At 59.9% G+C, this 25,428-nt stretch carries 27 protein-coding genes; 21 read left to right on the top strand and 6 right to left on the bottom strand.

The features are described from left to right. The 3 genes from AMM33_RS18915 to AMM33_RS18905 all read left to right on the top strand — a co-directional run bounded on the left by AMM33_RS18915 (position 1) and on the right by AMM33_RS18905 (position 2,175). Positions 1-543, top strand: a complete 543-nt coding sequence (locus tag AMM33_RS18915; protein WP_090142805.1) for a TPM domain-containing protein — start codon at positions 1-3, stop codon at positions 541-543. Positions 544-796: 253 nt separating this feature from the next. Continuing rightward, a complete protein-coding gene (locus AMM33_RS18910) occupies positions 797-1,144 on the top strand; it encodes a hypothetical protein (RefSeq protein WP_228768249.1) in 348 nt (115 codons plus the stop codon). Then, positions 1,105-2,175, top strand: a complete 1,071-nt coding sequence (locus AMM33_RS18905; RefSeq protein WP_090142803.1) for a DUF6352 family protein — start codon at positions 1,105-1,107, stop codon at positions 2,173-2,175. The genes AMM33_RS18910 and AMM33_RS18905 overlap by 40 nt, the downstream gene beginning before the upstream one ends. 2 nt (positions 2,176-2,177) lie before the next feature. Here the strand turns inward: AMM33_RS18905 and AMM33_RS18900 are convergent, their stop codons facing one another. Then, positions 2,178-2,816: an NrsF family protein gene (locus AMM33_RS18900; protein ID WP_090142802.1), complete on the bottom strand. Its 639-nt coding sequence runs from the start codon at positions 2,814-2,816 to the stop codon at positions 2,178-2,180. Further along, positions 2,813-3,373 (bottom strand): sigma-70 family RNA polymerase sigma factor, encoded by a 561-nt coding sequence (locus AMM33_RS18895; protein WP_090142801.1) that lies wholly within the window; start codon positions 3,371-3,373, stop codon positions 2,813-2,815. Before AMM33_RS18895 ends, AMM33_RS18900 begins: the two co-directional genes overlap by 4 nt. A 177-nt stretch (positions 3,374-3,550) precedes the next feature. Between AMM33_RS18895 and AMM33_RS18890 the strand changes: the two genes are divergently transcribed. The 11 genes from AMM33_RS18890 (at position 3,551) to AMM33_RS18840 (ending at position 12,643) form a co-directional block, all read left to right on the top strand. Then, positions 3,551-3,862, top strand: a complete 312-nt coding sequence (locus tag AMM33_RS18890) for an HvfA family oxazolone/thioamide-modified RiPP metallophore (protein WP_090142800.1) — start codon at positions 3,551-3,553, stop codon at positions 3,860-3,862. Between the two features lie 84 nt (positions 3,863-3,946). After that, a complete protein-coding gene (locus AMM33_RS18885; RefSeq protein WP_228768248.1) occupies positions 3,947-4,879 on the top strand; it encodes an HvfB family MNIO-type RiPP peptide maturase in 933 nt (310 codons plus the stop codon). Beyond that, the gene (locus AMM33_RS18880) at positions 4,879-5,613 is read left to right on the top strand and encodes an HvfC family RiPP maturation protein (RefSeq protein ID WP_090142799.1); all 735 of its coding nucleotides are present in this window, start codon (positions 4,879-4,881) and stop codon (positions 5,611-5,613) included. The genes AMM33_RS18885 and AMM33_RS18880 overlap by 1 nt, the downstream gene beginning before the upstream one ends. After that, entirely contained in the window at positions 5,610-6,119 is a 510-nt protein-coding gene (locus AMM33_RS18875; RefSeq protein ID WP_090142798.1) for an HvfX family Cu-binding RiPP maturation protein, read from the top strand. Before AMM33_RS18880 ends, AMM33_RS18875 begins: the two co-directional genes overlap by 4 nt. 113 nt (positions 6,120-6,232) lie before the next feature. After that, positions 6,233-6,811 (top strand): 3-oxoacyl-ACP synthase, encoded by a 579-nt coding sequence (locus tag AMM33_RS18870; RefSeq protein ID WP_194945569.1) that lies wholly within the window; start codon positions 6,233-6,235, stop codon positions 6,809-6,811. Continuing rightward, complete coding sequence (locus AMM33_RS18865) at positions 6,811-7,893, top strand: 3-oxoacyl-[acyl-carrier-protein] synthase III C-terminal domain-containing protein (protein ID WP_194945568.1); 1,083 nt, start codon at positions 6,811-6,813, stop codon at positions 7,891-7,893. The genes AMM33_RS18870 and AMM33_RS18865 overlap by 1 nt, the downstream gene beginning before the upstream one ends. Next, positions 7,880-8,626, top strand: a complete 747-nt coding sequence (locus AMM33_RS18860; RefSeq protein WP_194945567.1) for an ATP-binding cassette domain-containing protein — start codon at positions 7,880-7,882, stop codon at positions 8,624-8,626. Before AMM33_RS18865 ends, AMM33_RS18860 begins: the two co-directional genes overlap by 14 nt. Beyond that, complete coding sequence (locus tag AMM33_RS18855) at positions 8,623-9,819, top strand: ABC transporter permease (RefSeq protein WP_090142794.1); 1,197 nt, start codon at positions 8,623-8,625, stop codon at positions 9,817-9,819. The genes AMM33_RS18860 and AMM33_RS18855 overlap by 4 nt, the downstream gene beginning before the upstream one ends. A 154-nt stretch (positions 9,820-9,973) precedes the next feature. Then, the gene (locus AMM33_RS18850) at positions 9,974-10,366 is read left to right on the top strand and encodes a thioredoxin family protein (RefSeq protein ID WP_228768247.1); all 393 of its coding nucleotides are present in this window, start codon (positions 9,974-9,976) and stop codon (positions 10,364-10,366) included. 27 nt (positions 10,367-10,393) lie between these two features. Then, positions 10,394-11,122, top strand: coding sequence for a cytochrome c biogenesis CcdA family protein (locus tag AMM33_RS18845; RefSeq protein WP_090142793.1), 729 nt, complete (start codon positions 10,394-10,396; stop codon positions 11,120-11,122). Positions 11,123-11,398: 276 nt separating this feature from the next. After that, the gene (locus tag AMM33_RS18840; RefSeq protein ID WP_090142839.1) at positions 11,399-12,643 is read left to right on the top strand and encodes an ABC transporter substrate-binding protein; all 1,245 of its coding nucleotides are present in this window, start codon (positions 11,399-11,401) and stop codon (positions 12,641-12,643) included. Between the two features lie 271 nt (positions 12,644-12,914). Here AMM33_RS18840 and AMM33_RS18835 read toward each other — a convergent pair whose 3' ends face one another. Continuing rightward, positions 12,915-17,261: a DEAD/DEAH box helicase gene (locus AMM33_RS18835; RefSeq protein ID WP_090142792.1), complete on the bottom strand. Its 4,347-nt coding sequence runs from the start codon at positions 17,259-17,261 to the stop codon at positions 12,915-12,917. 78 nt (positions 17,262-17,339) lie between these two features. On the opposite strand from AMM33_RS18835, the gene AMM33_RS22145 reads away from it, so the two are divergent. The 7 genes from AMM33_RS22145 (at position 17,340) to AMM33_RS22605 (ending at position 22,456) form a co-directional block, all read left to right on the top strand. Beyond that, positions 17,340-17,489, top strand: a complete 150-nt coding sequence (locus AMM33_RS22145; protein ID WP_194945566.1) for a hypothetical protein — start codon at positions 17,340-17,342, stop codon at positions 17,487-17,489. After that, complete coding sequence (locus AMM33_RS18830) at positions 17,486-19,168, top strand: ABC transporter permease (RefSeq protein ID WP_228768246.1); 1,683 nt, start codon at positions 17,486-17,488, stop codon at positions 19,166-19,168. Before AMM33_RS22145 ends, AMM33_RS18830 begins: the two co-directional genes overlap by 4 nt. Continuing rightward, on the top strand, positions 19,165-19,899 hold the full coding sequence (locus tag AMM33_RS18825) for an ATP-binding cassette domain-containing protein (RefSeq protein WP_228768245.1): 735 nt from the start codon (positions 19,165-19,167) through the stop codon (positions 19,897-19,899). Before AMM33_RS18830 ends, AMM33_RS18825 begins: the two co-directional genes overlap by 4 nt. After that, the gene (locus AMM33_RS18820) at positions 19,892-20,497 is read left to right on the top strand and encodes a CDP-alcohol phosphatidyltransferase family protein (protein WP_090142791.1); all 606 of its coding nucleotides are present in this window, start codon (positions 19,892-19,894) and stop codon (positions 20,495-20,497) included. The genes AMM33_RS18825 and AMM33_RS18820 overlap by 8 nt, the downstream gene beginning before the upstream one ends. A 174-nt stretch (positions 20,498-20,671) precedes the next feature. Further along, positions 20,672-20,908, top strand: coding sequence for a hypothetical protein (locus tag AMM33_RS22140; RefSeq protein ID WP_194945565.1), 237 nt, complete (start codon positions 20,672-20,674; stop codon positions 20,906-20,908). Next, a complete protein-coding gene (locus tag AMM33_RS18815) occupies positions 20,886-21,368 on the top strand; it encodes a DUF2335 domain-containing protein (RefSeq protein ID WP_090142790.1) in 483 nt (160 codons plus the stop codon). Before AMM33_RS22140 ends, AMM33_RS18815 begins: the two co-directional genes overlap by 23 nt. A gap of 650 nt (positions 21,369-22,018) precedes the next feature. Continuing rightward, on the top strand, positions 22,019-22,456 hold the full coding sequence (locus tag AMM33_RS22605) for a hypothetical protein (RefSeq protein ID WP_228768244.1): 438 nt from the start codon (positions 22,019-22,021) through the stop codon (positions 22,454-22,456). A gap of 226 nt (positions 22,457-22,682) precedes the next feature. On the opposite strand, the gene AMM33_RS18800 is transcribed toward AMM33_RS22605, so the two are convergent. The 3 genes from AMM33_RS18800 to AMM33_RS22135 form a co-directional block, all read right to left on the bottom strand. Beyond that, entirely contained in the window at positions 22,683-23,312 is a 630-nt protein-coding gene (locus AMM33_RS18800; protein WP_090142788.1) for a hypothetical protein, read from the bottom strand. A gap of 128 nt (positions 23,313-23,440) precedes the next feature. Then, on the bottom strand, positions 23,441-24,271 hold the full coding sequence (locus tag AMM33_RS18795) for a hypothetical protein (protein ID WP_194945564.1): 831 nt from the start codon (positions 24,269-24,271) through the stop codon (positions 23,441-23,443). 126 nt (positions 24,272-24,397) lie between these two features. Continuing rightward, a complete protein-coding gene (locus AMM33_RS22135; protein WP_194945563.1) occupies positions 24,398-25,093 on the bottom strand; it encodes a hypothetical protein in 696 nt (231 codons plus the stop codon). Between the last annotated feature and the right edge of the window lie 335 nt (positions 25,094-25,428).

The raw sequence follows: 25,428 nt of genomic DNA, 5'->3' as shown, positions 1-25,428 counted from the left end.
ATGCGTGAATCGCTTTTGAGCTTTTGGGCGCGTTGGTGGCGACACCGCTGGATGGACGAGCGCGCCGCCGAACGGGCGGTGCCCCCAGCCATGGCCGAGCAACTGCAGGCCAGGGTGAGCGCCAGCGAGGCGAGGCACAGCGGCGAAATCGTGCTGTGCGTCGAAGCGGCCTTGCCCAACAGCTATCTGTGGCGGGCGGGGCGCGAAGCACCCTTGCCTGTGGTGATACGTGAGCGCGCACTGTCTTGGTTTGGCAAGCTGCGCGTGTGGGACACCGAGTACAACAATGGCGTGCTCATCTATATGCTGCTGGCCGAGCGCCGCGTTGAGATCGTGGCCGACCGGGGCATCAGCCGCCATGTGCCCGATGCGCACTGGCAAGCGGTGGTGCAGCATTTGGGTGAGCACTTGCAGATCGGCGACTTCGACAGCGGTCTCACGCAGGCCTTGCAAGAAGTCTCGGCACTGCTGGTCCAGCATTTCCCGCTGCAGCCCGGTGAGGCCAATCCGAACGAACTGAGCAACCGGGTGGTGTGGGCCTGAGTCCTCGGCCAGCGCCTGTTCGCCATTCAAAGGACGTTTTTTTGTAGGAGCCCACCCCTGTGGGCGATGGGCGTGGAACACGCCCTGAAAACCATCGCCCACAGGGTGGGCTCCTACAAAGATAACAATAGCCGCATGGCCGACAAAAAATGGGCCATTCAAACTTCATCGGGCCGGATCCATCAACAAAAGTCGTTAACAATATTCAAAGGACGGTTTTTTTTGTAGGCGCCCACCCCTGTGGGCGATGGGCGTGGAACACGCCCTGAAAACCATCGCCCACAGGGTGGGCTCCTACAAAGATAACAATAGCCGCATGGCCGACAAAAAATGGGCCATTCAAACTTCATCGGGCCGGATCCATCAACAAAAGTCGTTAACAATATTCAAAGGACGGTTTTTTTGTAGGAGCCCACCCCTGTGGGCGATGGGCGTGGAACACGCCCTGAAAACCATCGCCCACAGGGTGGGCGCCTACAAAGACAAAAATAGCCACATGGCCTACAAAAACATGAGCAATTCAAACCTCATCGGGCCGGACCCATCAACAAAAGGCAAACCATGCACAACTTCTGGACCGCCTGCGGCCACCAACACCTGACGCGCAACGCACGCGGCTGGATGAGTCCTACGCCCGACTACTGGCGCCTGTGGTTGCAGCGCCCCGAAATGGCGCTGGTGCCCGAATCGTGCAAGGAAGAAATTCGGCTGCATCAGGCGCTGCTGGACAACCCCTTGATGCTGGTCGCGCCCACGCAACTCCAGGCCTTCAAGGACGACGATGCGCGTGAGAACTACGAACTGTTCCTGCGCTTTCGCAGCGATGTCGAAAGCGCCGGTTCGCTGGAGTCGGCCTACATCGGCTGGATGCGAAGTGGCCAGATCCAGTTGCCCCCCCTGTTCATTGATCTGGTCGTGCAGGCCATCGTCTGCAATGTGCTGGCCGATGTGGAGGACGCCTGGGTCTGGCGTGCGGCCGAGTTGCTGTTTCGCCGCCAGCGCATCACCATCGAAGGCGGCCGCGTGCTGTCGGGCGACGGCGACACGCTCGACAGCCTGAAAGCCACTGGTGGCTTGGGCGAGATGGGGCGCCTCTTGATGGAGGGCGGTGCCACCCTGAAGGCAGTGGATGTGAAAGTGCTGCACCCCGACAACGCCGAGCGCTACCTGGCGCAGCGCGAAGGCCTGGGGCGCTACGCCTTTTTGCTCGACATGACGCACGAGCTGAAGAACGAATTGCCGCACGGCTTGATCCTGAGCATGGTCAACGCCCGCTCAGGGCTCAAGGCCTTGTCGGTGGTGCTGGCCCGCTGGGTGCAGCACTTTTTAGGCGTTTCCGTCAGCATCGAGCCGGTGCAACAGGTGGACGACCCGGCCTGGCGCTGGCATGTGGGGCTGGACGTGACCGCCACCGCCTTGCTCAATGACTTGTATCAGGGCATTGAGTTGGACGCCAAGCGCCAGCAGCAACTCATCAGCTTGTTCAAGTTGCGCTTTGACAACCCGCAAGACATGCGTGCCGATGTGCAGGGCAAGCCGGTGTATCTGGGCCTGGCCATGAACGAGCAAGGCCTGCTCAAGCTCAAGCCGCAAAACCTGTTGCTCAATTTGCCCCTGGCCCGCGAAGTCTGAGTTCACCAGCGCAGCAAACGCGCTCCCAGCAATGACCCCAGGGCGCTGACCAGCAGCATGCCGCCGCCATACCAAGCGCTGAAAAAAGCAAAGCTCGTTTCGGTGCAATGCAGCGAATAACAAGCTGCGGCCACACTTCCCGCCATGGCGCCGGCTGCGGCACCTGCTAACGCAGGGCGCGTGGGTGCCAATTGGCGCAGCGCCCACAGCAGCCCACCCAACACCGGCAGTGACAAACCCAAAATACTCACTGAACACACTTGCCAGGAGCTGCCCATCCAAAGGGCCAGGCGATGTTCGGAGCTGGCTTGCATCGACTGGATCAGACCCAGACCCATCATGGCCAACAGCGCCAGGGCCAAGCCCCAAAAAGTGGTGCCAGCGCTCACGCCCGGACGCGCCAAACGCAGCAGGCCGTAGCCACTGAACACCGCCACAGCGGCTAGCCACAGCATTTTCGTCAAAAAAGCCGGACTGACGGCCATGGCCCCCATGTCCGGGTTGATGCCGAAACCCACCAGCACCAAGGCCGTGCACACCATCGCCGCCCCGATCAAAGATTTGGCCAATTGCTGGTGTACCGGGGGGCCAGCAGGCATCGGGTCTTGGGCCAGCAGGCCGATCAGGTCTTGTGTTTTCATTTTTGGACTCCCCAAATGGCCATCAGTGATTTCAGGCCCCGGTGGATATTGACTTTGACGGACGCCTCGCTTTGTCCGGTCAGTCGTGCGGTTTCGCTGATGGACAGGCCTTGCAGCCGCGTGTGCTCAATCGCCTCGCGCTGCTTGGCAGGCAAGTCGGCCAACATCTGCGTCAAATCGCGCTGCGCATCGCTGGCCTCTTCATCGCTGTCCACCGACAAAATGTCGGCCCAATCGTCGATGTCGTCGTGCAGGCTTTCTCGGCGCCCGTGTGCGCGCAGATGGTCCACCCACTTGTAGCGCGCTATCGCAAACACCCAGGCCGTGAGCGCTTGATCGCTTTGGTAGGTGTGGCGCTTTTGATGAATGGCCATCAAGGTTTCTTGCACAAGGTCCTCGACATCACTGAGTTGGGATTGCAGGCGTTTTTTCAAAAAGCTGCGCAGGTAATGACTGAGCAAAGTCAAAGCACGCGCATAGCAGGCGCTGTCACCTTGCAAAGACTGCATCCACAAGGGGTGCAGTTCAGCTTCGATGGTGTGGAGTCTTTCGCTCATACAGAGATTTCGTGTGCGGCGCAGAAAAAGTTACACCGCGTGGCAAAAAAATTAATCAAAAAATTATGTAACTTTTGTTGAGGGCGAGACGAATTACACCATGACCACCGTGCATGAGTGCCAACCGGCGCTGAGCCCGGCGGTTCATTCAACCGACTGACTTCACAGGAGATTTTCATGAACAAGCAACAACTTTTGACCATCGCTTTGGGTTCTGCATTTGCCGCCGTGGCCACCTTGCCCGCACAGGCCGCTGGCAACCCCTTTGCCGCCAAGCAGCTCGATGCGGGCTACCAAGTCGCCCAGGCCGACACCAAGGCCAAAGACGGCAAGTGTGGCGAAGCCAAATGCGGCGCTGACAAAAAAGCCACCAAAGCCAAAGACGGCAAGTGCGGCGAAGCCAAATGCGGTGCCGACAAAAAAGCCAAAGAAGGCAGCTGTGGTGGCGACAAGAAAAAAGACGCCTCTTGCGGCGCCAAGAAGTCTTGATGCCGGGCTGAACCGGTGTGTGAATGTCATGCGCTCACAGCACGCAAGAAAAGGGCGCCTGAACAGTACGCCCGCATCAAGCGCATGACGTTCACCCACCTGGCACTCCACAAAACCAAGGCAAAGGCCATGATCGACAAGCATCCCATTTCAGCCGGTTTGGGTTTTCGGCGTGAGCTGATCCCGGCATTACAGCAAAGCGTGCCATCAGCACTGCAATTTTTTGAAATCGCCCCCGAAAACTGGGCTGGCATGGGCGGGCGCTCGGCCCACACCCTGCGCGCCTTCACCGAGCGTTACCCCTTTGTGTGCCACGGCTTGTCATTGTCCTTGGGCGGACCCGGCCCTCTGGATGAAATCCTGCTGCGCCGCACACGCGATTTCATGCGTGAACATGGCATGCGCCTGTTCACCGAACACCTGTCCTGGTGCGCTGATGACAGCCACCTCTACGACCTGCTGCCCATTCCCCAAACCGAAGAGGCTGTGCGCTACACCGCCGAGCGCATCGCCCGCGCACAAGACATTCTGGGCATGCAAATCGGCGTGGAAAACGCATCCACATACATCGCGCCCCCGGGTGCTGAAATGAGCGAGCCCGAATTTGTGCGGGCCGTGGTCGAGCGGGCCGATTGCCTGCTGCACCTGGATGTGAACAACATCTATGTCAACAGCCGCAACTTCGGCTTTGACCCACACGCCTATCTGGCGCAGCTGCCGCTGGAGCGCACCTGCTACGTGCATGTGGCGGGGCACTATGTCGAAGAAGACGGCTTGCTCATTGACACCCATGGCAGCGAGGTGATCGACCCGGTCTGGCAATTGCTGCAAGCCGCTTACCAGCGCATAGGCCATCCGGTACCCACTTGCCTGGAGCGCGACTTCAACATCCCCGATTTGCCGATCCTCGCCCAAGAGGTGGCGCACATCGCGCACTTGCAGCACCAGGCCTTCGGCGCGCAAGCTGTTGGGCAATGGGGTGCGCAAACCCAATCCGTCAACAGGCAGGTGGCGTGATGCTGGCCTTCCAAAAATTCCAGCACCAGATGGCCGCGCACCTGCGCGACCCGCACCACACACGCCGCCCACCGGGCGTGCCCAAGCGGCGCATGGGCGTGTACAACGATTTGTTGTTCAACAACGTTTGCGGTTTTCTGGACAGCTGCTTTCCGGTCAGCCGCCAACTGCTGGGCGAGGCCCGTTGGCGCAGGCTGTGCCGCACCTTTTACCGCGACTGGCCTTCGCACACGCCTTGGTTTCGCGAGATCCCGCGCGAGTTTGTGCGCTACCTGAGTGAGCACCACATCGCCCAGCCCTTGCCTGTCTGGCTGCCCGATCTGGCGCGTTACGAATGGGCCGAACTGGCGGTGGATGTGATGGACGTCGCGCCTCCCGCGCACGACCCGCAGGGCGACATGATGCTGTCAAGCGTGTGCCTCAACCCCGCACGGGTGGATGTGGTCAGCCCCTGGCCCGTGCACCGCATCGGCCCCGACTGGCAGTCGCGCCAGGCGGAGCCCACATTTTTGGTGGTGTTTCGCGATGCGCAGCTCGATGTGCAATTTACCGAGATCAACGCCGTCACGGCCCATGTGCTGGGTTTGCTGGACCAAGGCCTGAGCGGCCAACAAGCCTTTGCGCAACTGGCCACCGACATGAAGCACCCCGACCCGCAAGCCTTGCAAGGCTTCGGCCAGCAACTCCTCATCAGCCTGCGCGAGCAAGGCGTCTTATTGGGCACACGCACATGAACAACACCTTTCAACTCGCCCGTCGCGGCATTCACGCACTCGACCATGTCGGCTTGTGGATCGGCCTGCTGAGTTTGCGTCTGATCCTGGCTTGGGAATATGGCGAAGCCGGTTTTGAAAAGCTGCATGGCAGCAACTGGTTTGCAGACATCCAGGACCAGTTTCCTTGGCCTTTCAAGCTGATCCCGGCTGACCTCAACTGGGCCTTGGCCACCGGTTTTGAAATCGTGGGGGCCATCGCCTTGGTCATCGGACTGGGCACACGCTTTTTTTCTGCCTCCTTGATCGTGCTCACCGTTGTCGCCATGCTCAGCGTGCATTGGCCCGAGTCATGGTCCAGCCTGGGTGAACTGCTCCAGGGCTATGCCCTGACCAATGACGGCTTTGGCAACTTCAAGCTGCCCGTGATCTACATGAGCATGTTGCTGCCGCTGGTGTTCATGGGGCCGGGGAGACTGTCGCTGGATGCTTGGGTGCGCGCACGGTACTTGCGCGACTTGGCCTGAACGCCTAAGCGCAAGCGCAATCCACCATGCTGAAAAATTTTTGCAAGGCCCCTGATTCAAGTGCTGCAGTGGGCCGGCTCATCGACAGTGTGTTGACTCTGGACTGCACGGGTTTGAATACCTCGCAACAGCAAGACCTGGCTGACGTATTGCCTTATCTGGCTTGCGGAGAGGCATCGGCAGTGCATGCCTTCACCGGTCGCTTGTGCCAGAAATTGCCTGAAGGGACTCAAGCCACCTTGAGGGCCATTGCACAAGATGAGATGGCCCATGCGCGCTTGATCGAAGCGCTGCAAGCGTCTTTGCCATCACCGCAACAGGCACCCCACCCGGCGCGGGTGGCCATGTTTTTTCGCAAGCTGGAGTCCAGCCAGCCAGCCGAGCATTTGGCGCACATCGCCGCACTGGACCGCGCTGTGTGTCAACTGCTGCACCCCCTGTTGGCCACATCGTGTGCCATCAGCCGTTCACCGAATCTGCACCGTGCTTTGTGTGCACTGCGTCAAGACGAGGCACGGCATGTCAACCTGGCGCGCAGCCTGGCCCGCCAAATGGGCATGTCGCAGTCCCGGCAAAGCGCCTTGAACCGGGACATCCGCCAACGCCTGCAATGGCTGTTGCAACCGGTGTCATCGGCGCTGGGCCGATTGGCCATGCCGTGTGTGGATCAAACCCCGCAGGAGAACACCTGATGCAAGCCGGACGATTGCGCATGGAGACGGGCCGCCGTTGTCTGTTGGGCTGGGGCAGCGCCTACCCAGGCGAGCCGGTCAGCACCGCCCAGTTGTGTCAAAAAGTGCAGGACCTGACAGGCCTGAGCACCCTGAGAAAAGGCCAATGGATGGCTGCGCGACTGGGCGTCCAAAACAGACATCTGTGCCGGGATTTCTTGCACACACAAGAAGTGCCCCGGCCTGGAGCCCGCAATCCGCAGTTGGCTGCTGCTGCCTTGCAGCAAGCCATGGATCGCGCTGCCTTGCCTGTAGACACCTTGGGCTACCTGATCAGCCACACCAGCACACCCGCACAGTTGTTGCCTGCTGGCTCGGCTGAAATCGCACGTCTGACCGGCCACACCGGCGCCCACATGGAGTTGCGCCAGGCGTGCACGGGCTTTGCCAACGCCTTGCAAATTGCATTTGCCATGACCGCCCAGCCGGGTTCGGCACCGGTGGGCATCGTCGGTGTCGAGACAGGATCGGTTTTTTTTGATCCCCTCAACCTGGCGTCAGACACTGCCCAATGGGTCAATTTTTTGCAAATGGGCGATGGCGCAGCAGCCGTGATCATCGGGCCCGATGATGCCGAATCGAGCCAGCCGCGCATAGCGCATGCTTACTTTGGGCAATGCCAAAACGCGCCCGCACCGGGTTTGTGCTTGCGACCGGGCGGATCGGATGCCAGTTTTTTCGAAGGCGGCGTGCTCAACTTTGAACACGACTACACCGGCGTGCAGCAACATGGCCTGGCCCTGTTGGCTCAGGGTCGGCGCGCACTCGAAGACGTGGGGTATTCGCTGACCGATGCCGATTGGGTGGTGCCCCATCAGGCCAGTGGCGCATTGGCGCCATGGCTGGCCAAACAATGGCATTTGCCTGTTGAGCGTGTGTGCGCCCATGCCGCGCAAGTGGGCAATCTGGGCAGCGCCAGCATTTGGGCGGCACTGGGGCATGTGCTGGATCACGCGCGCCCACAACAGTCCGCAGCGGCCTTGTTTTTGGGGGCAGAAGCCACGCAATACAGCTTCGGAGGATTTGCGCTTGAACTGCCCTGATGCCACGGTGATCTTGCGTGATTGGTCGTGTCGTTCGGGCACAGACTACCGCTTGAAAAATATTGACATGCAGTTGCCGCCCGGGCAAATCTGTCTGCTTTATGGCGCCAACGGTGCAGGCAAATCAAGCTTGCTCAAATTGCTGGCCGGCTTGTTGTCCCATCAGTCGGGCTGGGTCATGAGCGGTGAGGGCCATGTGCTGGGCCAGCCCCTGCTGGCTCGCTCTGGACAAGACAGGGCGCGCCTGGGATACATGCCCCAGCAAGGCGGGCTGTATGAAGAACTCAGCGCCGTGGACAATTTGCACTTCAGGGCGCAGGCACTGGATTTGCCACACGCGCAGTCACGCGTGCAAAACCTGGTCGATGCCCATGGGCTAGGGCCCGTGTTGCGCCGACGGGTCAGTCATCTGTCGGGCGGCTGGCGACAACGGGTGGCCTTTGCGGTGGCCTTGCTGGCGCAGCCTCGCTTGCTTTTGTTGGACGAACCCACTGCGGGGGTGGACCTGGACGCCAAAGCACAGCTGTGGGAACACATCCACCGGCTCGCCCACCAAGGGGTGAGCGTGCTGATCAGCACGCATGACACGCAAGAGGTGATGTCCTGCCATGCGCTCATGGCCTTGGCGCATGGGCGTGTCTGCCACACAGGCTCACCCATGGCGCTGGCGCAGCAAGCTGGCGGGCTGGAACAAGGCTTGCGACGCTTGCTCAGGCAAGGGGCCGTGTCATGAGCCTGCGCTCGATGTGGTGCAGCCTGGCCCGCGCGGCCCGTTTGTGCGGCGCTGTGGCCCGCAAAGAGTGGCTGCAACTGCGCCAGGACCGCTTGACCTTGGCCTTGCTGGCAGGCGTGCCCTTGGCCCAGATCCTTTTGTTTGGCTTTGCCATTTCTTTGGCGCCCAAACATTGGCCCGCTGCCTGGGTGCTCGATTCATCGCCGCCTGCCGCCAGCAGCATGGCACCCGACCCAGAGCTGGATCGGCGATTGACCCAGGCCATGCTGCAGCACTTTCAGGAGGGCCGATTGCTGGCCTTACAGGCCCAGCCCATGTCGGCCCAAGAAGCGACTTTGGCCATGCAACGCGGCGATGTGCGTCTGGTGCTGCATTGGCCCGCTTCGCCCTCAACATATGTGCTGGCCGGGCAAGCCTTGCCGGTTCGCCTGGAGGCTGATTTGTCAGACCCTTGGGCACAAGCGGTGGTGTCTCAGTGGGGGGACAGCCTGTCGTGGGGGCTTGCCCGTGCTGCTCGTCAACCTGCTGCGGCCCAGCTCATGGATTGGCAGGGCTTGCCCGTGCGTGTGCAGATGCAAGGGCGTTACGCATTGACGGAGCAAGACGGCGCCTACATGATGCCCGCGCTCAGCGGCGTGATCCTGACCTTGACGCTGACCTTGATGGCGGCCCTGTGTGTGGTGCGAGAACTCGAACGCGGCACCTGGGACGCACTTCGCACCACACCGCTGACAGCCGGGCACATCGTGGTGGGCAAATTACTGCCTTACCTCTTGCTGGGGCTGGCCCAATACGCCCTTCTTCAGGCCATGGCCTGGGCCCTGTTTGGCACACCCTGGGCCAGTGTGGCCTTGTGGTTTTTGGCCTTGGTCTTCATGTTGGGCCAGTTGGGCTTGGGGCTTTGTTTGTCATTGTTGGCGCGCCAACAGTTGCAAGCGGTGCAGCTGGGCATCTTTTTCTACCTGCCTTCTTTGCTCTTGTCGGGCTTCATGTTTCCGCTGCACGCCATGCCGCAATGGGCCAGAACACTCGCAGAGTTGTTGCCCCTGACCCATTTTTTGCGGGCCATGCGGGCAGAGCTGTTTCGCCATGCCGAGCCTGCTCAGGTGTTCAGTCTGGGCTGGCCCGTGTTGCTGTTTGCCGCCACGGTGTTGACGGCCAGCTGGGTCGGTTACCGGCGGCGACTGGCCTGACAAGTTGCGGGGTGCCCCCCTGATGGGCATTCATCATGTTGACGCTGTAACTTTTTGGGCCTGCACAGCGAATTCAAAAAGGCAACCGTGGGCAGGCCTCTCGCCTCAACTTCACAACACCCCAGCGGCGCATTTTTTTCACCTAGGATTGACCATGCACAAAACACTCGCCCTTTTAAACCTGACCTTGACGCTGTCCCTGAGCGCCTGGATGGCCCCAGCACACGCACTGGACATCGCTGCTTACAGCGCACAAACCCTGATGGCCAAACAACAAGCGGGTGAAACCGTCGGCCTGCACTTCCACGCCGCTTGGTGCCCCACCTGCCGCGCACAGGAAAAAGTGTTCAACACCTTCAAGGACGATGCCACCGTCCCGGGCACATTGCTGGTGGTGGACTATGACCAAGAGCGCGAACTCAAACGAGAGATGGGCGTGCGCTCGCAATCGACCTTGATCATCTACAAGGGCAAAGAACAAAAGCACCGCTCTGGTGGGCAAACCGATGCCCAGGCCCTGCGTGCAGCCTGGTTGTCGGCCAAATAAACCACAGGCCTCAGCAAGGAATACATCATGGATTTGGCCATCAGCCACCTCGGATTGAGTTTGTTGGCGGGGAGTTTGACGACCCTCTCGCCTTGCGTTTTTCCCATCTTGCCCATGGTTTTGGGTGGGGCCGCGCAGGGCAACCGCCTGGCCCCTGTGGCCATGGGTGTTGGCATGGCCCTGTCTTTTGCGGGCATCGGTGTCTTGCTCGGTGCGGTGGGGCCCGCCATGGGCCTGGACAGCGACCATGTGCGCCTATTTGGCGCGGTGCTGCTCATGGCGCTGGGCGTGATGATGTGGGTGCCGGTGCTGAATGAGCGCTTCACCCAATGGATGATGCCGCTGGCCAGCGGGGCCAACGGCGTGTCCTCGCGCTTGAAAGGTGACACTTTGGGTGGGGCCTTGTTGCTGGGTGCGGTGCTGGGTTTGGTTTGGAGCCCTTGCTCTGGCCCTTTGTTGGCCTCGGCCCTGACCTTGGTGGCCAGCGAAGGTGGCGCAGTGCGCGGCGGGATTGTGTTGGGCCTGTTTGGCATGGGCGCGGCCATTCCCCTGGTCGCGGTGGCCTATGCCTCACGCCGTGGTTTTCAGGCGGTCCGCGACAAGGTGTTGGCGCAGGGTGATCGGGTCAAGAAAGTGTTTGGGGGTCTGATCTTTCTGGCGGGCGTGGCCATTGCTTCGGGCGCTGATAAATGGCTCGAAGCCCAAATCGTGCCCCTGTTGCCAGACGCCTGGTTGCGAGCGACTACCTTGTTTTGAGGTTTTCTTTAACCTATTGATCCGGCACGCTGAAGTTTGAAATGTGTGAGAAAGGACATCTTGTAGGTCGGTACTCGCAGAGTCCGACGTTAATGGTTTGGGCAAAGGCCCATGTCGGAGTCTTCCACCGCCGACCTACAAGATCTTTGATGCATTCAAAACTTCACCGGGCCGAATCAATAATGGCCCGGGTCATGCAGCGGATTGGCCTGCTGCGAAAATGCATACCTTTGGCTTTTAACCGTGAACAGCGCCGTGCAGGCGGTCCCCTTCAACATGAGTTCTTCATTCCAGATCAACCGTCGCCAGACCTTGACTCTTGCAGGTGCCGCCGCCTTTGCCCCTTGGGCCGCGCAGGCCGCTGCCCCCGCAGCCGCAGCCGCAGCCGCAGCCGCAGCGGCCTGGGCTGACACCGAGCGCGCAGCCCGTGGCCAGACGGTGTACTTCAACGCTTGGGCAGGCAGCGAACGCATCAACGCTTACCTGCAATGGGTGGCGGGCGAGTTGCAGCGGGACTTTGGCGTCAAGCTGCAGCACGTCAAGATCAGCGATGCGGCCGATGTGGTCAAGCGTGTGCGCGCCGAAAAGCAGGCCGGACGCAAAGACACCGAAGGCACGGTGGACCTGATTTGGATCAACGGCGAAAACTTTGCCGCCATGAAACGCGATGGCTTGTTGTCTGCGCCGTTCGCCCAAACCCTGCCCAATTTCCAGTGGGTGGACACGGTGGGCAAGCCCACCACGTTGGTGGATTTTTCGGTGCCCACGGATGGTCTGGAGTCGCCCTGGGGCATGGCCCAACTGACGTTTTTTGCCGATGCCAAACGCCTGCCCCAACTGCCACAAAACATGAATGAGTTGCTGGCCCTGGCCCGCAGCCAGCCTGGGCGCATCACCTACCCGCGCCCGCCTGAGTTCCATGGCACCACCTTCGTCAAGCAGGCCTTGATCGAACACGCGCCCGATGTGAAGGCGCTGGCCCGGCCCGTGACCCCCGAGGCTTTGCAGGCACAAGCCGCGCCCTTGTGGCGCTTTCTGGATGCGCTGCACCCACACTTGTGGCGCGGCGGCAAACAGTTCCCGCAAAACTCGGCGGCCGTGCGCCAGAAGATGGCAGACGGCGAGCTGCTGTTGGCCCTCACGTTCAACCCCAACGAAGCCGCCAACGAGATCGCCGCCAAGCGCCTGAGGGCCACGGTGCAGAGCTGGCAATTTGCCAAGGGCACGATTGGCAACACGCACTTTGTGGCCATCCCCTACAACGCGCCCAGCAAAGCCGGTGCACAAGTCGTGGCCAACTTTTTGCTCTCGCCCGCCGCACAAGCCCGCAAGGCCGACATCGATGTGTGGGGCGACCCGACGGTGCTGGATGTGGCGCGCCTGCCTGCCGCCGAACGCGCCCGATTTGCTTCGGCCGTGCGCCCCGGGCAACTGACCCAAAGCGCCCCGGCGCTGCCCGAGCCCCACGCCTCATGGGTCGATGCGCTCGAAAAAGAATGGACGCGCCGTTACGGTGTGTGAGATGACGCTGGTGTTTCGCAGGTCGGTGGCTTCAGCCCCGACATATTGATCAGGCACGCTGAAGTTTGAAATGCGTGAGACATGTCATCTCGTAGGTCGGCACTCGCAGAGTCCGACGTTATGGGTTTCGGCACAGGCCCATGTCGGGGTCTTCGACCACCGACCTACAACAGCTTTGCGCATTGAAAACTTCACAGGGCCGAATCAATAGGTCCCTGATGGGTAGATCTCGCAGCTCAAGCCCCGACCTGCAAAAATGGCTTACGCCTGATCAATCCCTGAGCAATTCCGCCAATGCGGAGGCATCCAGCACAGCCGAGCCGTCCTGGTCGTTGAGCATGCTGTCGGCCAGGCTGCGTTTGTCGTGGTGCATTTGCAAGATGCGCTCCTCCACCGAGCCCTGGGTGACCAGGCGGTAGACGGTGACGGGGCGTTGCTGGCCCATGCGGTGGGCACGGCCGCTGGCCTGGTCTTCGGCGGCCGGATTCCACCAAGGGTCGACGATGATGACGTAGTCGGCCACTGTCAAGTTCAGACCAAAGCCGCCCGCCTTCAGGCTGATCAGAAACACCTCGCCCTGCCCTTGCTGAAAGGCGGCCACCCGCTTGCCTCGCTCGGCCGCCGGGGTGCTGCCGTCCAGGTATTGGTAGGCCACACCGAGGGCCTCCAGGCGCTCGGCCAAGAGCTTGAGGTAGTCGGTGAACTGGCTGAACACCAAGGCTTTGTGTTGGCCCGCCACCAGCTCTTGCACCAAGCGTTCAAATTCCTCGATCTTGGCCCCGGAGAGCCCCATCTCGGGCACCACCAGGCGCGGGTCGCAAGCGGCGCGGCGCAGCTTCATCAGTTCGGCCAACATGCGAATTTGCGGGCCTTTCTTGTCTTGGGCGGCTTTTTCAACCTCCTCGCGGGCTTGGCGGCGCATGGCTTCTTGCAAGGCGCGCTCGGCCTCGCTGGGTTGCACCAGGTGAACGATCTCGGTGCGCGGCGGTAGGTCTTGCAAGACCTGGGCCTTGGTGCGGCGCAGCAAGAAGGGCGCAATGATGCGGCGCAGGCGCTGGCGCACCGCCGGGTCTTGCTGGCGCTCAATGGGGCCGGCAAAGCGTTCTTGAAACTGGCTGGCCGAGCCCAGCAAGCCGGGGTTCAAGATGTTCATCAACGACCACAACTCAGACAGCCGGTTTTCCACCGGTGTGCCCGACAGGGCCAGGCGAAAGCCCGCCTGCAGCTGGCTGACCACTTGCGCGCGTTTGGTGGCGGCGTTTTTCAAGGCCTGGGCTTCGTCCAGCACCAGCGTCGCCCAGGCGGCCTGGGTGAAGGCTTCACTGTCTTGCTGCACCAGGCCGTAGCTGGCCACCAGGACATGGCCGGGGCCGAGCTCAGCAAAGACCTGGCGGCGGTCTGCGGCTTCGTGATAAATGTGCACCTCCAGGCTGGGTGCAAAGCGGTGGATCTCGTCGCGCCAATTGCTGCACACCGAGGTGGGTGCCAGTACCAGAGCGGCCCCTGCCTTGCTGCGTTGCAGCAGCAGGGCCAGGGTCTGCACGGTTTTGCCCAGGCCCATGTCGTCGGCCAGGCATGCACCCAGCCCCGAGCGCGACAGGCGCGCCAGCCATTGGTAGCCTTGGCGTTGGTAGTCTCTCAACTCTGCCTGCAGGGTGCGCGGCACGGGGGCCTCCCATTGACTGGCTTTGGCCAGCTCGTCCACGCGCTCGCGCCAGGCTTTGTCGCCCTTCAGTTCCACGCCATCGAGCTGTTCGCTCAGCCAGGCCGCTGCGGCGTGCGGCAGTTGCAGGCCCGCCTTCTTGCTGCTTTGTGCCAGGCCGTCCAGGTCTTTGAGCTGCTGGCGCAGGCGGTCGCTGAGCGCCAGGACCTGACCCTCGGCCAGGGTCACAAAACGGCTGCTGCTGCCGCGCATCAGGGCCAAAAGCTGCTGCAGGCCCATGACCCGGCCTTCGTCGAGCTGCACCTCGCCGTCCAGCGCCAGCCAATCGCGGCCGCTGCCCACGGTGATCGACATTTGGGCGCTGTGAACTTGCTGAATGTTGACGGCTCGCCCTTTGGGCCAGTCGATGGCGGCAACGCCGGGCTGGCCCGGCAGTTGGTCCAGCGCACTCAAGGCTTCGTCGGGCGTGTCAAGCAACACCGTTTGGTCGGCGCTGTGCTCGGGGTCCAGCATGGGCAGGCTTTCGAGCACGCTGGACAGCCAACGCCGCTCTTCGCTCAGGCTGCGCTCGCACCACAGGCTCTCGCCCTCGTGCACGCACACCATGCGGGCACGGCCCATGCCGGGCACCACCAGGGGGCCATAGTCGCCAAAGGGTTGCACCACCAGGCGCAGGCTCAGGCCCTCGCCTGCAGGGGCCAGTTGTGCGCGCAAACGGCTTTCGGCGGGCACTTGGCGGCCCGTTTGGGCGTCGCCCTGCAACTCAAAATGCGAGGCCAAGGCTTGCAGTGCGGCGTTCAACTCGGTTTGCGCCTGGGCGGGCACCCGCCAGCCGTTGGTGATGAGGTCGGCCACCTGCTGCTGCGCCGGGCTGATGTGGATGAGCTTGGCCACGCCAGGGCTCACGCGCACGATGCGCCACTGGGCCCGGTCTTCTGCAGCGGCATGGCGGTCGTCACCCCACAGATTGAAATGATCGGGCAACTGGGGCGGTGTCTTCAGGTTGATGGGCGGGTCAATCTCAAACACATAGCTGGCGTTTGCGCCGTCGCCTTCTCGTTTGACCACTAAGCGCGGCTGGGCGGGCACCATCTCCAGCCACTGCTGAGGCGCGTCTTCCAGCATCAGGAGGGGGTGGCCCTTCAGGGCTTGCAGTGCGCCGGTGATATTCAGCACGGGATGGGTGCTGTTGCGTGGGCGCTGCAGGTGGCGCAGCACCGCACTGTCGCGGGCGGGTAAGCCTTGGCGCTTTTGGGCTGCCAGCCAGCCTAGGGGTTTGAGCTTGACGGCCCCACGCGCCCCTGTGCTCATCTCCAACATGTTCAGGTCTATCGGGCGACCCTGTTCATCGATGCTCAGGCTCCACGCCCATTGCAACGCAGGCTTGTCGGCCACTGCGGCAGGGTCGCTGGAGGCGCTGAGGTTCAGAATGGCTTGCAGTGCGTCGCGCCAAGGCTCAGGCGGTGCCCCAAAAATGCGCGCGGGCCTTGCCGCCACGGGGTGAACCCATTCAGCGCTGGGCCAGCCCAGGCGCTCGCAGGCCTCTAGCGTGGGGGCCAGCAGGCTGCCCAGGCACTGGTTTTTGAGAAACGCCAGCGTGATGGCGACCTTGTTGTCGTTGGGCGGCTCACCGGCAGGCTTGCCCAGCCAGGCCAATTGCAGCAGGTGTTCAGCCTTGATGTCTCGCTTCAAAAAGTCGGTGAAGTGCGGGTGCCAAGGCGACTTGCCCAGGCGCGCATCAATCGCTTGAACCCACACGCCAAAAATACCGTCGTTGATGTCCGGCTGGCGGCGGCCAGACGCTGCCACACACAGCTTGCGAGCCACCTCCCAATCTTTGTGGTCGTCGCTGCTCAGCCAGGCCAGCAGTTCGAGCTGCTGCAGCCAAGGTGGCAGCAGCTCGGCCCATTTGACTTTGGCCGCACGCAGCGCTTTGCCATTGGTCGCAAAGGCCTGACGCGCGCCACCGTGGTCGCCCGCTTGCAGCAGTTGCAGGCCTTCAATGGCACCCGCCAGCTCGGGCACATAGCACCAATCCGGGCCCAGCAGGGCGGTGAGCTGCGCGCCGCGCGCGTCACCCGCCATAGAGATGCCCAAGGCCAGGCGCGTGATGCGTTGCGGCACCAAGCGGCCCGATGGGATCTCGGTCTCCAGCCAAGCCATGGCCAAGGGGTAATTCGGCTCGTCCATGCTGCTCAGGGCCGTGAGCAGCAGCTTTTGCAGCCACAAGGGGTCGGCCTGGCCCATCAACTCGGGCAACCAGGCATCTTCAAAAATCTGATCGGCCCATTGCGGCAGGTAGTTCGCCAGTGCGTGGGGTGCAAGCATGGCCATGGCCTCGGCCTCGCTGCGCCCTAACCAGAGATGGGCCCGTACCACGCAATAGCCCAAAGCCACGCGCTCTGGCTGAAGCGACCAAGAATGGGTCCGAGTCGTGCTGAGGCGCTGCACCATGTGTGGCCACAGCGCCGTGGGCTGCACGGTGGTGTAGATCCGCACCAGATTCTTACGGTAAGCCGGTGCTGCAAAGTTCAACTCTTGGCGGCCACTGTAGCCAGGGTTGACCCAGCCGCGCTCGCGCAAAACCACCAGTTGGGCACGCACGCTGGTTTCAGTCACCGAGCCCGTCCACCCCACCAAGTCGCCATGCAGTCGCAACAGCTGGGTCATCTCGGCGGCCGTGGTGCTTTGCGACAGCAGCACCATCATGTCCAACACCTGTTGCACCCGCGCCTCGTCCACAGGGCGCTTGTCCTGCGGGTTGGCATCCACCTTGGCATGTGTGTCAGTGGGCGGCCATGGCTGGCCTGAGGGCGTGGTGTAACCCTGAGGGGCAGGTTTGAACTTGGCCACAGAGGGCTCCTTCATGAATGGGTCGGCAAGCGGGTTGAGGACATGCACAGAGAATTTGGCGGGTGGCCCGACCACCCACGCGGCATTTTCCCAGAGGTTCATGAACACGACGGCAGTCTTCCACGCCGGTGCCGCAACCCGTTTGCTTGATACTTCGTCCAAAACCGAATGGAAAACCCCATGACCTCACGCATTTTTGAACTGGGCCAAACCCTGCCGGGCTGCGACGTGCCGTTGCCCCACCAAAACGCCGAGCGCTGCCAAGTAGCGGGCTTGGCCCAAGCCATGGGCCACCAAACCATCGGGCAACAGCTCAACGCTGGCCTGTGAGCGCCTTCGCCCTTATTGCTGCGGGGCTGTTGGCGCTGATCGCTGCTATGCCCATTGGCGCGGCGCTGTGGGCGGTGGCCGCGCAAATGCTGGACGCCGCCGCTTGGCAAACCCTGTGGGCCGACCCGCAAACATGGCGCGCCTGGGGCATGACGCTGTGGACCGGGCTGGCTTCGACCGCGTTGGCGTGGATCACGGTGGCGCATGTGTTGGCCAGCGGCTTCATCCGCCAACAACTGGGTCGCTGGTTGTCGCATCTGCCGGCCTTGCTGGCCACACCGCACGCGGCTATGGCCATCGGGTTGGTGCTGTGGCTCTCGCCCAGCGGCTGGGCGCTGCGGCTGCTGTCGCCTGGCTTCACCGGGTTTGATGCACCACCGCCCTGGTTCACTACGCAAGACCCGTGGGGCCTGGGGCTGATCTTGGCGCTGTGGCTCAAAGAGGTGCCGTTTTTGCTCTGGGTGGCCGCCACCCAAATGCAGCGCGAAGACCTGCGCCGCCGCTGGCAAGCCGAATACGCCCTGGCCCAAACCCTGGGCCGCACCCCCGCGCAAGCCTTTGCACAAATCATCTGGCCGCAACTGGCCCCGCGCCTGCGCTGGCCGCTGCTGGCGGTGTTGGCCTATGGCCTCACGGTGGTCGACATGGCGCTCATCATCGGCCCCGCCACACCGCCCACCTTGGCCGTGCTGGCTTGGCAATGGCTGAGCGACGCCGACCTGATCACGCAATCGCAAGGCGTGGCGGCAGCGGGGTGGTTGACGGGCACGGTGCTGGTGGCGGGTGTGGTCACGGCTTGGCTTGTAGGAGCCGCGCCCTCGCGGCGAATGTTGGGGCATGGCAAGCGCCTGAAGTTGGCCGGGGCAAGGCGCCTACCTAAGGCAGTTTTTGTGGGGGTTTGGCCGCCGAATGTCATGTGGACCACCATCCTCACCGCCTACGCCGCCGTCTGGTTCGCCCTGACCGTGGGCAGTGCCTCGGGCGTGTGGCCTTTCCCCCAAGTGTGGCCCGAGTTGTGGACGCTGGGCGCCTGGCAACAAGTGGCCAGCAGCGCGCACACCGTGTGGACCACGCTGGGTCTGGGCGTGGCGTCGGCCAGTGTGTGTTTGCTGTGGTCGGTGGCCTGGTTGGAGCTGGCCCCCCGCCGCTGGCAGCAGGCCCTGCAACCCTGGTTCTTGTTGCCGCTGGTCTTGCCTTCGGTGCTGTGGGTGGTGGGCTTGTACAGCCTGGCGCTGCACACCCGCCTCGAAGGCCAATGGCTGGGCCTGAGCCTGGCGCACGCGGTCATGGTCTTGCCCTATGTGCTGCTGGCGCTGGTACCCGCGTATCAGGCGGTGGACCCGCGCCAAGCCGCGCTGGTGGCCAGCTTGGGCCATGGCCGTTGGGTGTATCTGTGGCGCGTGAAGTGGCCTTTGCTCAAACGCGCCATCGCCTCGGCCTGGGCCGTGGGCTTTGCGGTCAGCGTGGCGCAATACCTGCCCACGCTCTATGTGGGCGCGGGCCGCTTTGCCACCGTCACCACCGAAGCCGTCACCTTGGCTGCGGGCGCGCAACGCTCGCTCATGAGCGCCTACGCCGCGCTGCAAATGCTCTTGCCCATTGCCGTCTTTGCGCTCGCCGCGTGGCTGGGCAGGTCACGCCGATTTGAGAAGATCGCCCCCATGAAAGCCACACCATGACCGACACCCCACAAGATGCCGTGCATCACGGCATGAACGACGGCCTGCACGTTCACATCGAACGCTTGGGCAGCGCGCTTCACGCGCTGGTGAGCGGCCTGCACCTGCATGTGCCGCCCGGCGAAATCCTCACACTCATGGGCCCGAGCGGCTGCGGCAAAAGTTCGGTACTCGCGGCAATAGCGGGCACACTGGCGAGCGTGTCCGAAGGGCTGCAGCCCCTGCAATTGCAAGGCTCGGTGCAACTCAATGGCCGCGAACTTTCGCACCTGCCCACCCACCAACGCGGCGTGGGTTTGGTGTTTCAAGACGCCTTGCTCTTCCCGCACATGACGGTGGCCGAGAACCTGCTGTTTGCCGTGCCCGCCAGTGACACCAGGGGCACCAGCCGCACCAGCGCGCAACGCCAAGCCCGCGTGCAACAAGCGCTGCAGAAAGCCGAGCTGAGCGGTATGGGCGAGCGCGACCCGTCCACGCTCTCGGGCGGGCAACGTGCGCGTGTGGCGCTCATGCGCGCCTTGCTGGCCGAGCCGCAAGCGCTGCTGCTTGATGAGCCGTTCTCCAAACTCGACGCCACCTTGCGCGCCCAGCTGCGGCCGTGGGTGTTTGCGCATGTGCGCGAGCGGCGCATTCCGGTGGTGCTGGTCACGCACGACGAACAAGACGTGGCCGACCCGCAGCGCGTGCTGCGCTTGCGCGTAGCCGCCGAAGAAGGGTCAGCCCATGTTTGACCGCCACGCCCAAACCCTCTTGCGCCCCGCGCTGAACGCTGCCGCACGCGGCTTGGTGCGCGCAGGCATCAGCGCCGACGCGCTGACCTGGCTGGGCTTTGCCATCGGCATGGCCGCCGCCGTGTCCATTGCGCTGCAAGCGTGGTGGTGGGGCTTGGCGCTGCTGCTGGCCTCGCGCTTGCTCGACGGCCTGGACGGCAGCGTGGCCCGCCTGACCCAGCCCACCGACGCGGGCGGCTTCTTGGACATCGCACTCGACTTCGTGTTCTACGCCGCCATCCCCCTGGCCTTTGCGGTGGCCCACCCCACCGCCAACGCACTGCCCGCCGCAGCCCTGCTGGCCAGCTTCATCGGCACCGGCAGCAGCTTTTTAGCTTTCGCCGCTCTGGCCGAAAAACGCGGCCTGACGGACACCGCCTTGCCGGGCAAAAGCTTTTACTTCTTGGGTGGCCTGACTGAAGCCACCGAGACCATCACCGTCTTTGCCGCCATGTGCATCTGGCCTGAACACTTTGCGGTGTTGGCTTATGGGTTTGCGGGGTTGTGTGCAGTGACGACGGGGATGCGGGTTTGGTGGGGGTATTGGCGGTTGGGGTGAAGTCAAGCCGTGTTGCCCTGATGCGCCCCATGCAGCATGCTGGGTTGCTCGAACACAGGGGGTCTTGTTGCGGACCCTGAAAAGCAACAACATGGTTTGTAAATCATCATGCGTGTCAAAGCCCCATCTTTGTAGTAGTGTTGAGGCTTTGTTCCTCAGTAGAATGATTGACTCATGTTCTCGCTCGACTTCACCCAAACTCCGCGTAAAGCCTTATTAAGAGGTTTTCTCAAGGGTATGGCCGCGCCTGCTTACATCTACCATGCCAAAGACTTGCCAAATCTTCCATTGGTCTTGACGGTTGACATCCCCAACGTCGATGTTTCAAAAGCGCTTGCTTCTGATTGGCGCGCCATAGGACTTGATTTTGATAAAGTCATTGCAGCCTATGACCAAAAAACCACGCCATAAATCATCGGGTCTTCCCTCCGCTTCAGCGGCCAAGGCCGCTGCTGCCATCGGGGTGCCAGTTCAACCCGTTCAGCTGACGACGGCGCATTACCAAGGGCCTATTCCGCCTCCATCAATTCTTGAAGGGTTTGACCGAATTGTTCCTGGCGCTGCACACCGATTGATTCAACTGGCTGAGGATGAATCGAAACACCGACGTGAGTTAGAAAATAAGACACTGGAAGCCAACATTGCAGCGCAGCGTCGGCAGCTTGAAATTGGTGACTACCAAAGCAAAGCCGTTTTCAGGAGTGACTTACTGGCACAAATTTTTGGTGTGCTGGTGACGTTGACGTGTATCGTCGCGGCGATTTGGGCATCCTTGCACGGACAGGTCACTGTCGCTGTGATCTTGGCTGGCATTCCAACTGCAGCAGTGATTCAGGCTTTTTTCCGTCAAAAACCTGATCAAAAGAAATGACATTTTTTCTCCGCCAAGTGTCAAGAACATAGCAAGAAAATGCATGTCTAATGCCTTTGTTGGGTGACTTTTGGCCTTCGCTGGACTCGCCTAAAAACGCGGCCTGATACCAGAGTCTTCGGAGTACATCTTTTTTTTTGCTTTTGGTCAAGAGGCTCGAACTCTCTTCGGTCTCGGCCTTGGCCTTCCGTGTCTGAACATATATTCGAAGTCTAGAAGCGTTGATTCGAAGTCAGCAGCTGCTAGATTGCCAGTCGGGGAATTCTTTTGTACGGTCTGCAGCCAGCGTTCGAGGCCATGGCTGTAGATTTCATCATGAACCAACTCGGCAATTTCCATCGGTTCGCCATGGCGACGGCAGTAAGTCTTTCCTGCCTTCGCAAGAACTGCCACCAAACTGGCGTATTCGTAGTCCGGCATTAGCATCTTCACGAAGTGCTTGTGAAGTTCGTCTACGCACGCCTTTATCGACTGACTGGTATTAACTGTATCCATGACGCTGGGGGGGGGATTTTGATGCCTAACGCGAAAGTTGGACGAAGCCACTACGCGGAGCGGGTGTGCCGCAACGGCTGTTGGTGAATTCATAAGCTGTAGGCTCATACCTCAATTGTGGGGCATGTGATCTTCAACTTATCTGGAGTTTGCCCATGTCGATGTATCCCGGTGGCTATGACTCCGCTATTTTCCCCGAACCATTTTCCAGCGCGTACCGCACCCACCTGCAACACCTCAAGCTCAAAGGCCTGCAGCCCAAGACCATTGACGCTTACGCCCGTGCCATTCGGCGCATGGGCGACTACTTTGATTTTGCAATTGACAAGCTCTCGCCCGCACAACTGTGGTTTCTTGCATCCGAACAGCAAAAGGCTGATCACCTTATTGAAGTTACTGGTGTTCAAGCGCCCAAGTGGCACCGCACCCCCATCAGCGACATCTCAGACCACGCCTCGTGCGCAATGGAAGTGCGCGTGCTGCGCCGGTGCCATGAGGGTGCTACGCCGCCGAATCTTGCCATCAACCAATGCGCCGCCACCGCAACACAGTCAGGCCACCACGCACCAGTGACACGGCCGATCTCAGCTTGAGGATCGCGCAACAGTGACCCCAAAAGCACTGTGCATGTGCTCGACCAAAAACAGCTACACACTTTCCAAAAAGTCCCGCAATGGCATAAAGCACACCTCAGTCATACCGCTTGAGCAAGCGTAAACGCTCAATTGCACAGGCAAGACAAAAAAGATAATTTTTGCCGGGCAAATACCACCGCCCAGAACCGAGCTCGTCTAACAAACGGAGACTTATCCTCACTCGTTAGGCCTCACTTGGCTCCGCTCCAAAAAGGATAACGCCTAGTGCTTGGCGATTCGGTGACCCCACAGCCGGTGCCGGACCAGGGAAAGTATAAGCAATGAAGCTTGGCTCTTTTGCCTGAATGAACCGCAAGAGGCGCTCCTGATATTCAACAAGCGCGTCAGCATCGAATTTTTTAACCTGCGTGTTGGTCAGTGTTGGGACGACAAATGTCACAGCTATTTTTCGGTCGAAACGGTCGCCAGATTCTACAGACCGGGACGCATCATCAATTGATTTCTCAGCCGCTTTAGTAAGTCGCGTTGTTGACGATGAGGCAAGTGCTACTCGCAGAAATTTCGCTTCTATTTCGTGGTGTCGCTTGTCTCTCCAAATGCGCAGATCCGATCTACCTTGGTAGACCTCGTCGCTGTTGCTCGATGCGTATTTTTCGGAACGGCACTCTTCTAGCGCTATCCAGCCGTTGGCTGTTGCAGCCGCTGCGAGAAGACCGACGTTCGTTCGTTCTTTATATGAGTACACGGAGTGCTTCTGTGCCGTAACTCTGTGAATGCGTTCCACGAGAAACAGCCACTGTTCCAGAAGTTCTCGCCAGTAGCCATAACGCCGTTGGGTTATAACGTTTCGCATGTTGTAGTTCTCATGAGGCCTATCGTTAGACGTGAGGGGCCGCCGTAGCGGCGAAGCCGCGAAGTGAATCCGCAAGCGCAGCTTGTGGGCGGTCCCTCTCGACGGAATGGTTAGCGACTTTGATCACCCTACTGGCGCCTTTGCTCTTCGATCCATGCGCGAGTTTCTGCTTCCTCTTGAGCCCGGTTCACTTCGCTATAGACATTAACCGCAAGTCGGCCATTTGAGTGGCCGGTTATTTTTCCTACATATTCTCTTAGCTTCTTAACTTCGCTAGAAATCTGATGCATGGCATCGCCACCAAGCTCGGTAATTCCTTCGTATTGGGCAAAATCAATTGCGAACTCGTTATGGTATTGCGTCCCTTCCACATCTTGAAAATCGATATGAATACTCAGGAATGGTTTGAAAATTTCGCCGTTAAGCTCTTTTCCGAGCTCTATGAAGCTAAACAAATAGCTTGAAATTGATTGACCGATGCCGATTGATTCAACACCAAGATTGAAAATGGCTAATTTTTTGAATTTTGAAGCAACGATATCTTCGGGTTGTGAGAGTGGCTTGCCATCTCGGCCAAAGAACGTAAATTTTGTTTTACGCGCAATGCCTTTCCCGTGATTGGTTATTTCAATATTTATGAAACTCATACCAACAGGACTGCTCTTTAGGGCAACCCCAACGTTTGGGCGAATGTTTTCTCTTTTTAACTCTTGCAGCTGTTGTATTTGCGCTTCACGCAAATACCAAGTTTCTTTCGCAAGAATGAATGTAAGGATTGCAATGGCAACGGTGGCGATTGCTGATAGCCACGATGAAATTGAATCTGCTGTTAGCGTAGTGTTTCCTTGAAGTTGATTCCCGACGACAAGCCCAAGAATGAATAACAACGGCGCTATAACTGCCATGCTTGTAATGAGCAACGGCATAAGGCTACGTTCTGTTGTGGAAGATGTAGACATATAAATAACTCGTAGGTGCTAAAGTAGAGGTGAGGGGCGGCTGGAGCGCGAGGCGCGGAGGGCACAAACATTGGACATAAAATGCCGAATGCATCGCCAGTGTTGGCGTCCGCGTTGAACACACAGTTAGGCATTTATTGTTAACGAAACAGATGCCTCGATTTGAGATACTATTTTCGTTGGTGCGACCATGAAAAGTAGCATTTCTAATTTATAAGGTTTGCTACCTTCGCCAAATATTTGCGGTGAGAGTATGTTTAAGAGTGCACAGTATTCGTGAAAGGCCACGTTGTTAGGCCTATAACTAAACTGGCGGTTGGACAGCCTAAATATTGTTTGCATGTCATATTTTGACAGCGCTGCACTGCGCCCGATTGGTTGTGGAAATAGCTCACTTGAGCTTGAATTGTTAAAAATAAGCCAGTTAAGTGTGTAGATTGCTCGAGAGTCGTAGATTGAATATTTTCCAGGATTTATAAAAGACGCAATCTTGGATAATGATGAGATGCACTCAAATGTGTTTCTGGTGAGTGAATTTTGTTTAAGCTCTTGAAGAAAATTTTTGATGCGAATATTGTTTGTGTCCTTTTTCTTGAAAGATACTATACATCCCCAGTCTTGAACTGCCCAGTAATGGGAGCTTAAGGTTTTGTCGTTGCAAATGGTTTCTTTGAAGTTTTCTTTGAGGTAAATATTTTTTAGATAGCCAGAGTTGCACTCTTTGGGGATGGTAATCGGACAGTTGCTCGGGATATCCCACTGAAAATTCTCCAGTGGATATTCTTTGGATAATTTCTTAAGTGCTTTTACCAAACGATCCACAGACTCATCTCCAATGATGGATAACGTAATGCAGACCGCAAAACCCAGTTGATACACCCGGCCCGTGTCAATACATCTTTTTGTTGAAATCGTCGCAAGCGGCTTGTGACATGGGTTTCAGGCCAGACACTGCATGTACATGCAGGTATAAATTTGCAGCCCAAACCCGGCATCCAACCCCTTGCAACATCCCCACCGCACCATCAAGCGCAGCAGGCCCGAAGCGCCCAACTATAACCAAATAACTAACAAAAATTACCTACAAAACGCCTTTACGCGTAAACCCCCATGCGCCCGCCAACCCCACCCCAACCCCCAACCAAAGCTGGGCATAA

Source organism: Limnohabitans sp. DM1, from assembly GCF_001269385.1.
Lineage (GTDB): Bacteria > Pseudomonadota > Gammaproteobacteria > Burkholderiales > Burkholderiaceae_C > Limnohabitans_A.
This window is presented reverse-complemented; position numbering and strand designations above follow the sequence as displayed.

Bases quoted from the DNA above. Each gene is read 5' to 3' on its own strand.
- AMM33_RS18915 (WP_090142805.1), top strand. From the start codon at position 1: ATGCGTGAATCGCTTTTGAGCTTTTGGGCGCGTTGGTGGCGACACCGC.
- AMM33_RS18905 (WP_090142803.1), top strand. From the start codon at position 1,105: ATGCACAACTTCTGGACCGCCTGCGGCCACCAACACCTGACGCGCAAC.
- AMM33_RS18900 (WP_090142802.1), bottom strand. From the start codon at position 2,816: ATGAAAACACAAGACCTGATCGGCCTGCTGGCCCAAGACCCGATGCCT.
- AMM33_RS18895 (WP_090142801.1), bottom strand. From the start codon at position 3,373: ATGAGCGAAAGACTCCACACCATCGAAGCTGAACTGCACCCCTTGTGG.
- AMM33_RS18890 (WP_090142800.1), top strand. From the start codon at position 3,551: ATGAACAAGCAACAACTTTTGACCATCGCTTTGGGTTCTGCATTTGCC.
- AMM33_RS18885 (WP_228768248.1), top strand. From the start codon at position 3,947: ATGACGTTCACCCACCTGGCACTCCACAAAACCAAGGCAAAGGCCATG.
- AMM33_RS18880 (WP_090142799.1), top strand. From the start codon at position 4,879: ATGCTGGCCTTCCAAAAATTCCAGCACCAGATGGCCGCGCACCTGCGC.
- AMM33_RS18875 (WP_090142798.1), top strand. From the start codon at position 5,610: ATGAACAACACCTTTCAACTCGCCCGTCGCGGCATTCACGCACTCGAC.
- AMM33_RS18865 (WP_194945568.1), top strand. From the start codon at position 6,811: ATGCAAGCCGGACGATTGCGCATGGAGACGGGCCGCCGTTGTCTGTTG.
- AMM33_RS18855 (WP_090142794.1), top strand. From the start codon at position 8,623: ATGAGCCTGCGCTCGATGTGGTGCAGCCTGGCCCGCGCGGCCCGTTTG.
- AMM33_RS18850 (WP_228768247.1), top strand. From the start codon at position 9,974: ATGCACAAAACACTCGCCCTTTTAAACCTGACCTTGACGCTGTCCCTG.
- AMM33_RS18845 (WP_090142793.1), top strand. From the start codon at position 10,394: ATGGATTTGGCCATCAGCCACCTCGGATTGAGTTTGTTGGCGGGGAGT.
- AMM33_RS18840 (WP_090142839.1), top strand. From the start codon at position 11,399: ATGAGTTCTTCATTCCAGATCAACCGTCGCCAGACCTTGACTCTTGCA.
- AMM33_RS18835 (WP_090142792.1), bottom strand. From the start codon at position 17,261: ATGAACCTCTGGGAAAATGCCGCGTGGGTGGTCGGGCCACCCGCCAAA.
- AMM33_RS22145 (WP_194945566.1), top strand. From the start codon at position 17,340: ATGACCTCACGCATTTTTGAACTGGGCCAAACCCTGCCGGGCTGCGAC.
- AMM33_RS18825 (WP_228768245.1), top strand. From the start codon at position 19,165: ATGACCGACACCCCACAAGATGCCGTGCATCACGGCATGAACGACGGC.
- AMM33_RS18820 (WP_090142791.1), top strand. From the start codon at position 19,892: ATGTTTGACCGCCACGCCCAAACCCTCTTGCGCCCCGCGCTGAACGCT.
- AMM33_RS22140 (WP_194945565.1), top strand. From the start codon at position 20,672: ATGTTCTCGCTCGACTTCACCCAAACTCCGCGTAAAGCCTTATTAAGA.
- AMM33_RS18815 (WP_090142790.1), top strand. From the start codon at position 20,886: ATGACCAAAAAACCACGCCATAAATCATCGGGTCTTCCCTCCGCTTCA.
- AMM33_RS22605 (WP_228768244.1), top strand. From the start codon at position 22,019: ATGTCGATGTATCCCGGTGGCTATGACTCCGCTATTTTCCCCGAACCA.
- AMM33_RS18800 (WP_090142788.1), bottom strand. From the start codon at position 23,312: ATGCGAAACGTTATAACCCAACGGCGTTATGGCTACTGGCGAGAACTT.
- AMM33_RS18795 (WP_194945564.1), bottom strand. From the start codon at position 24,271: ATGTCTACATCTTCCACAACAGAACGTAGCCTTATGCCGTTGCTCATT.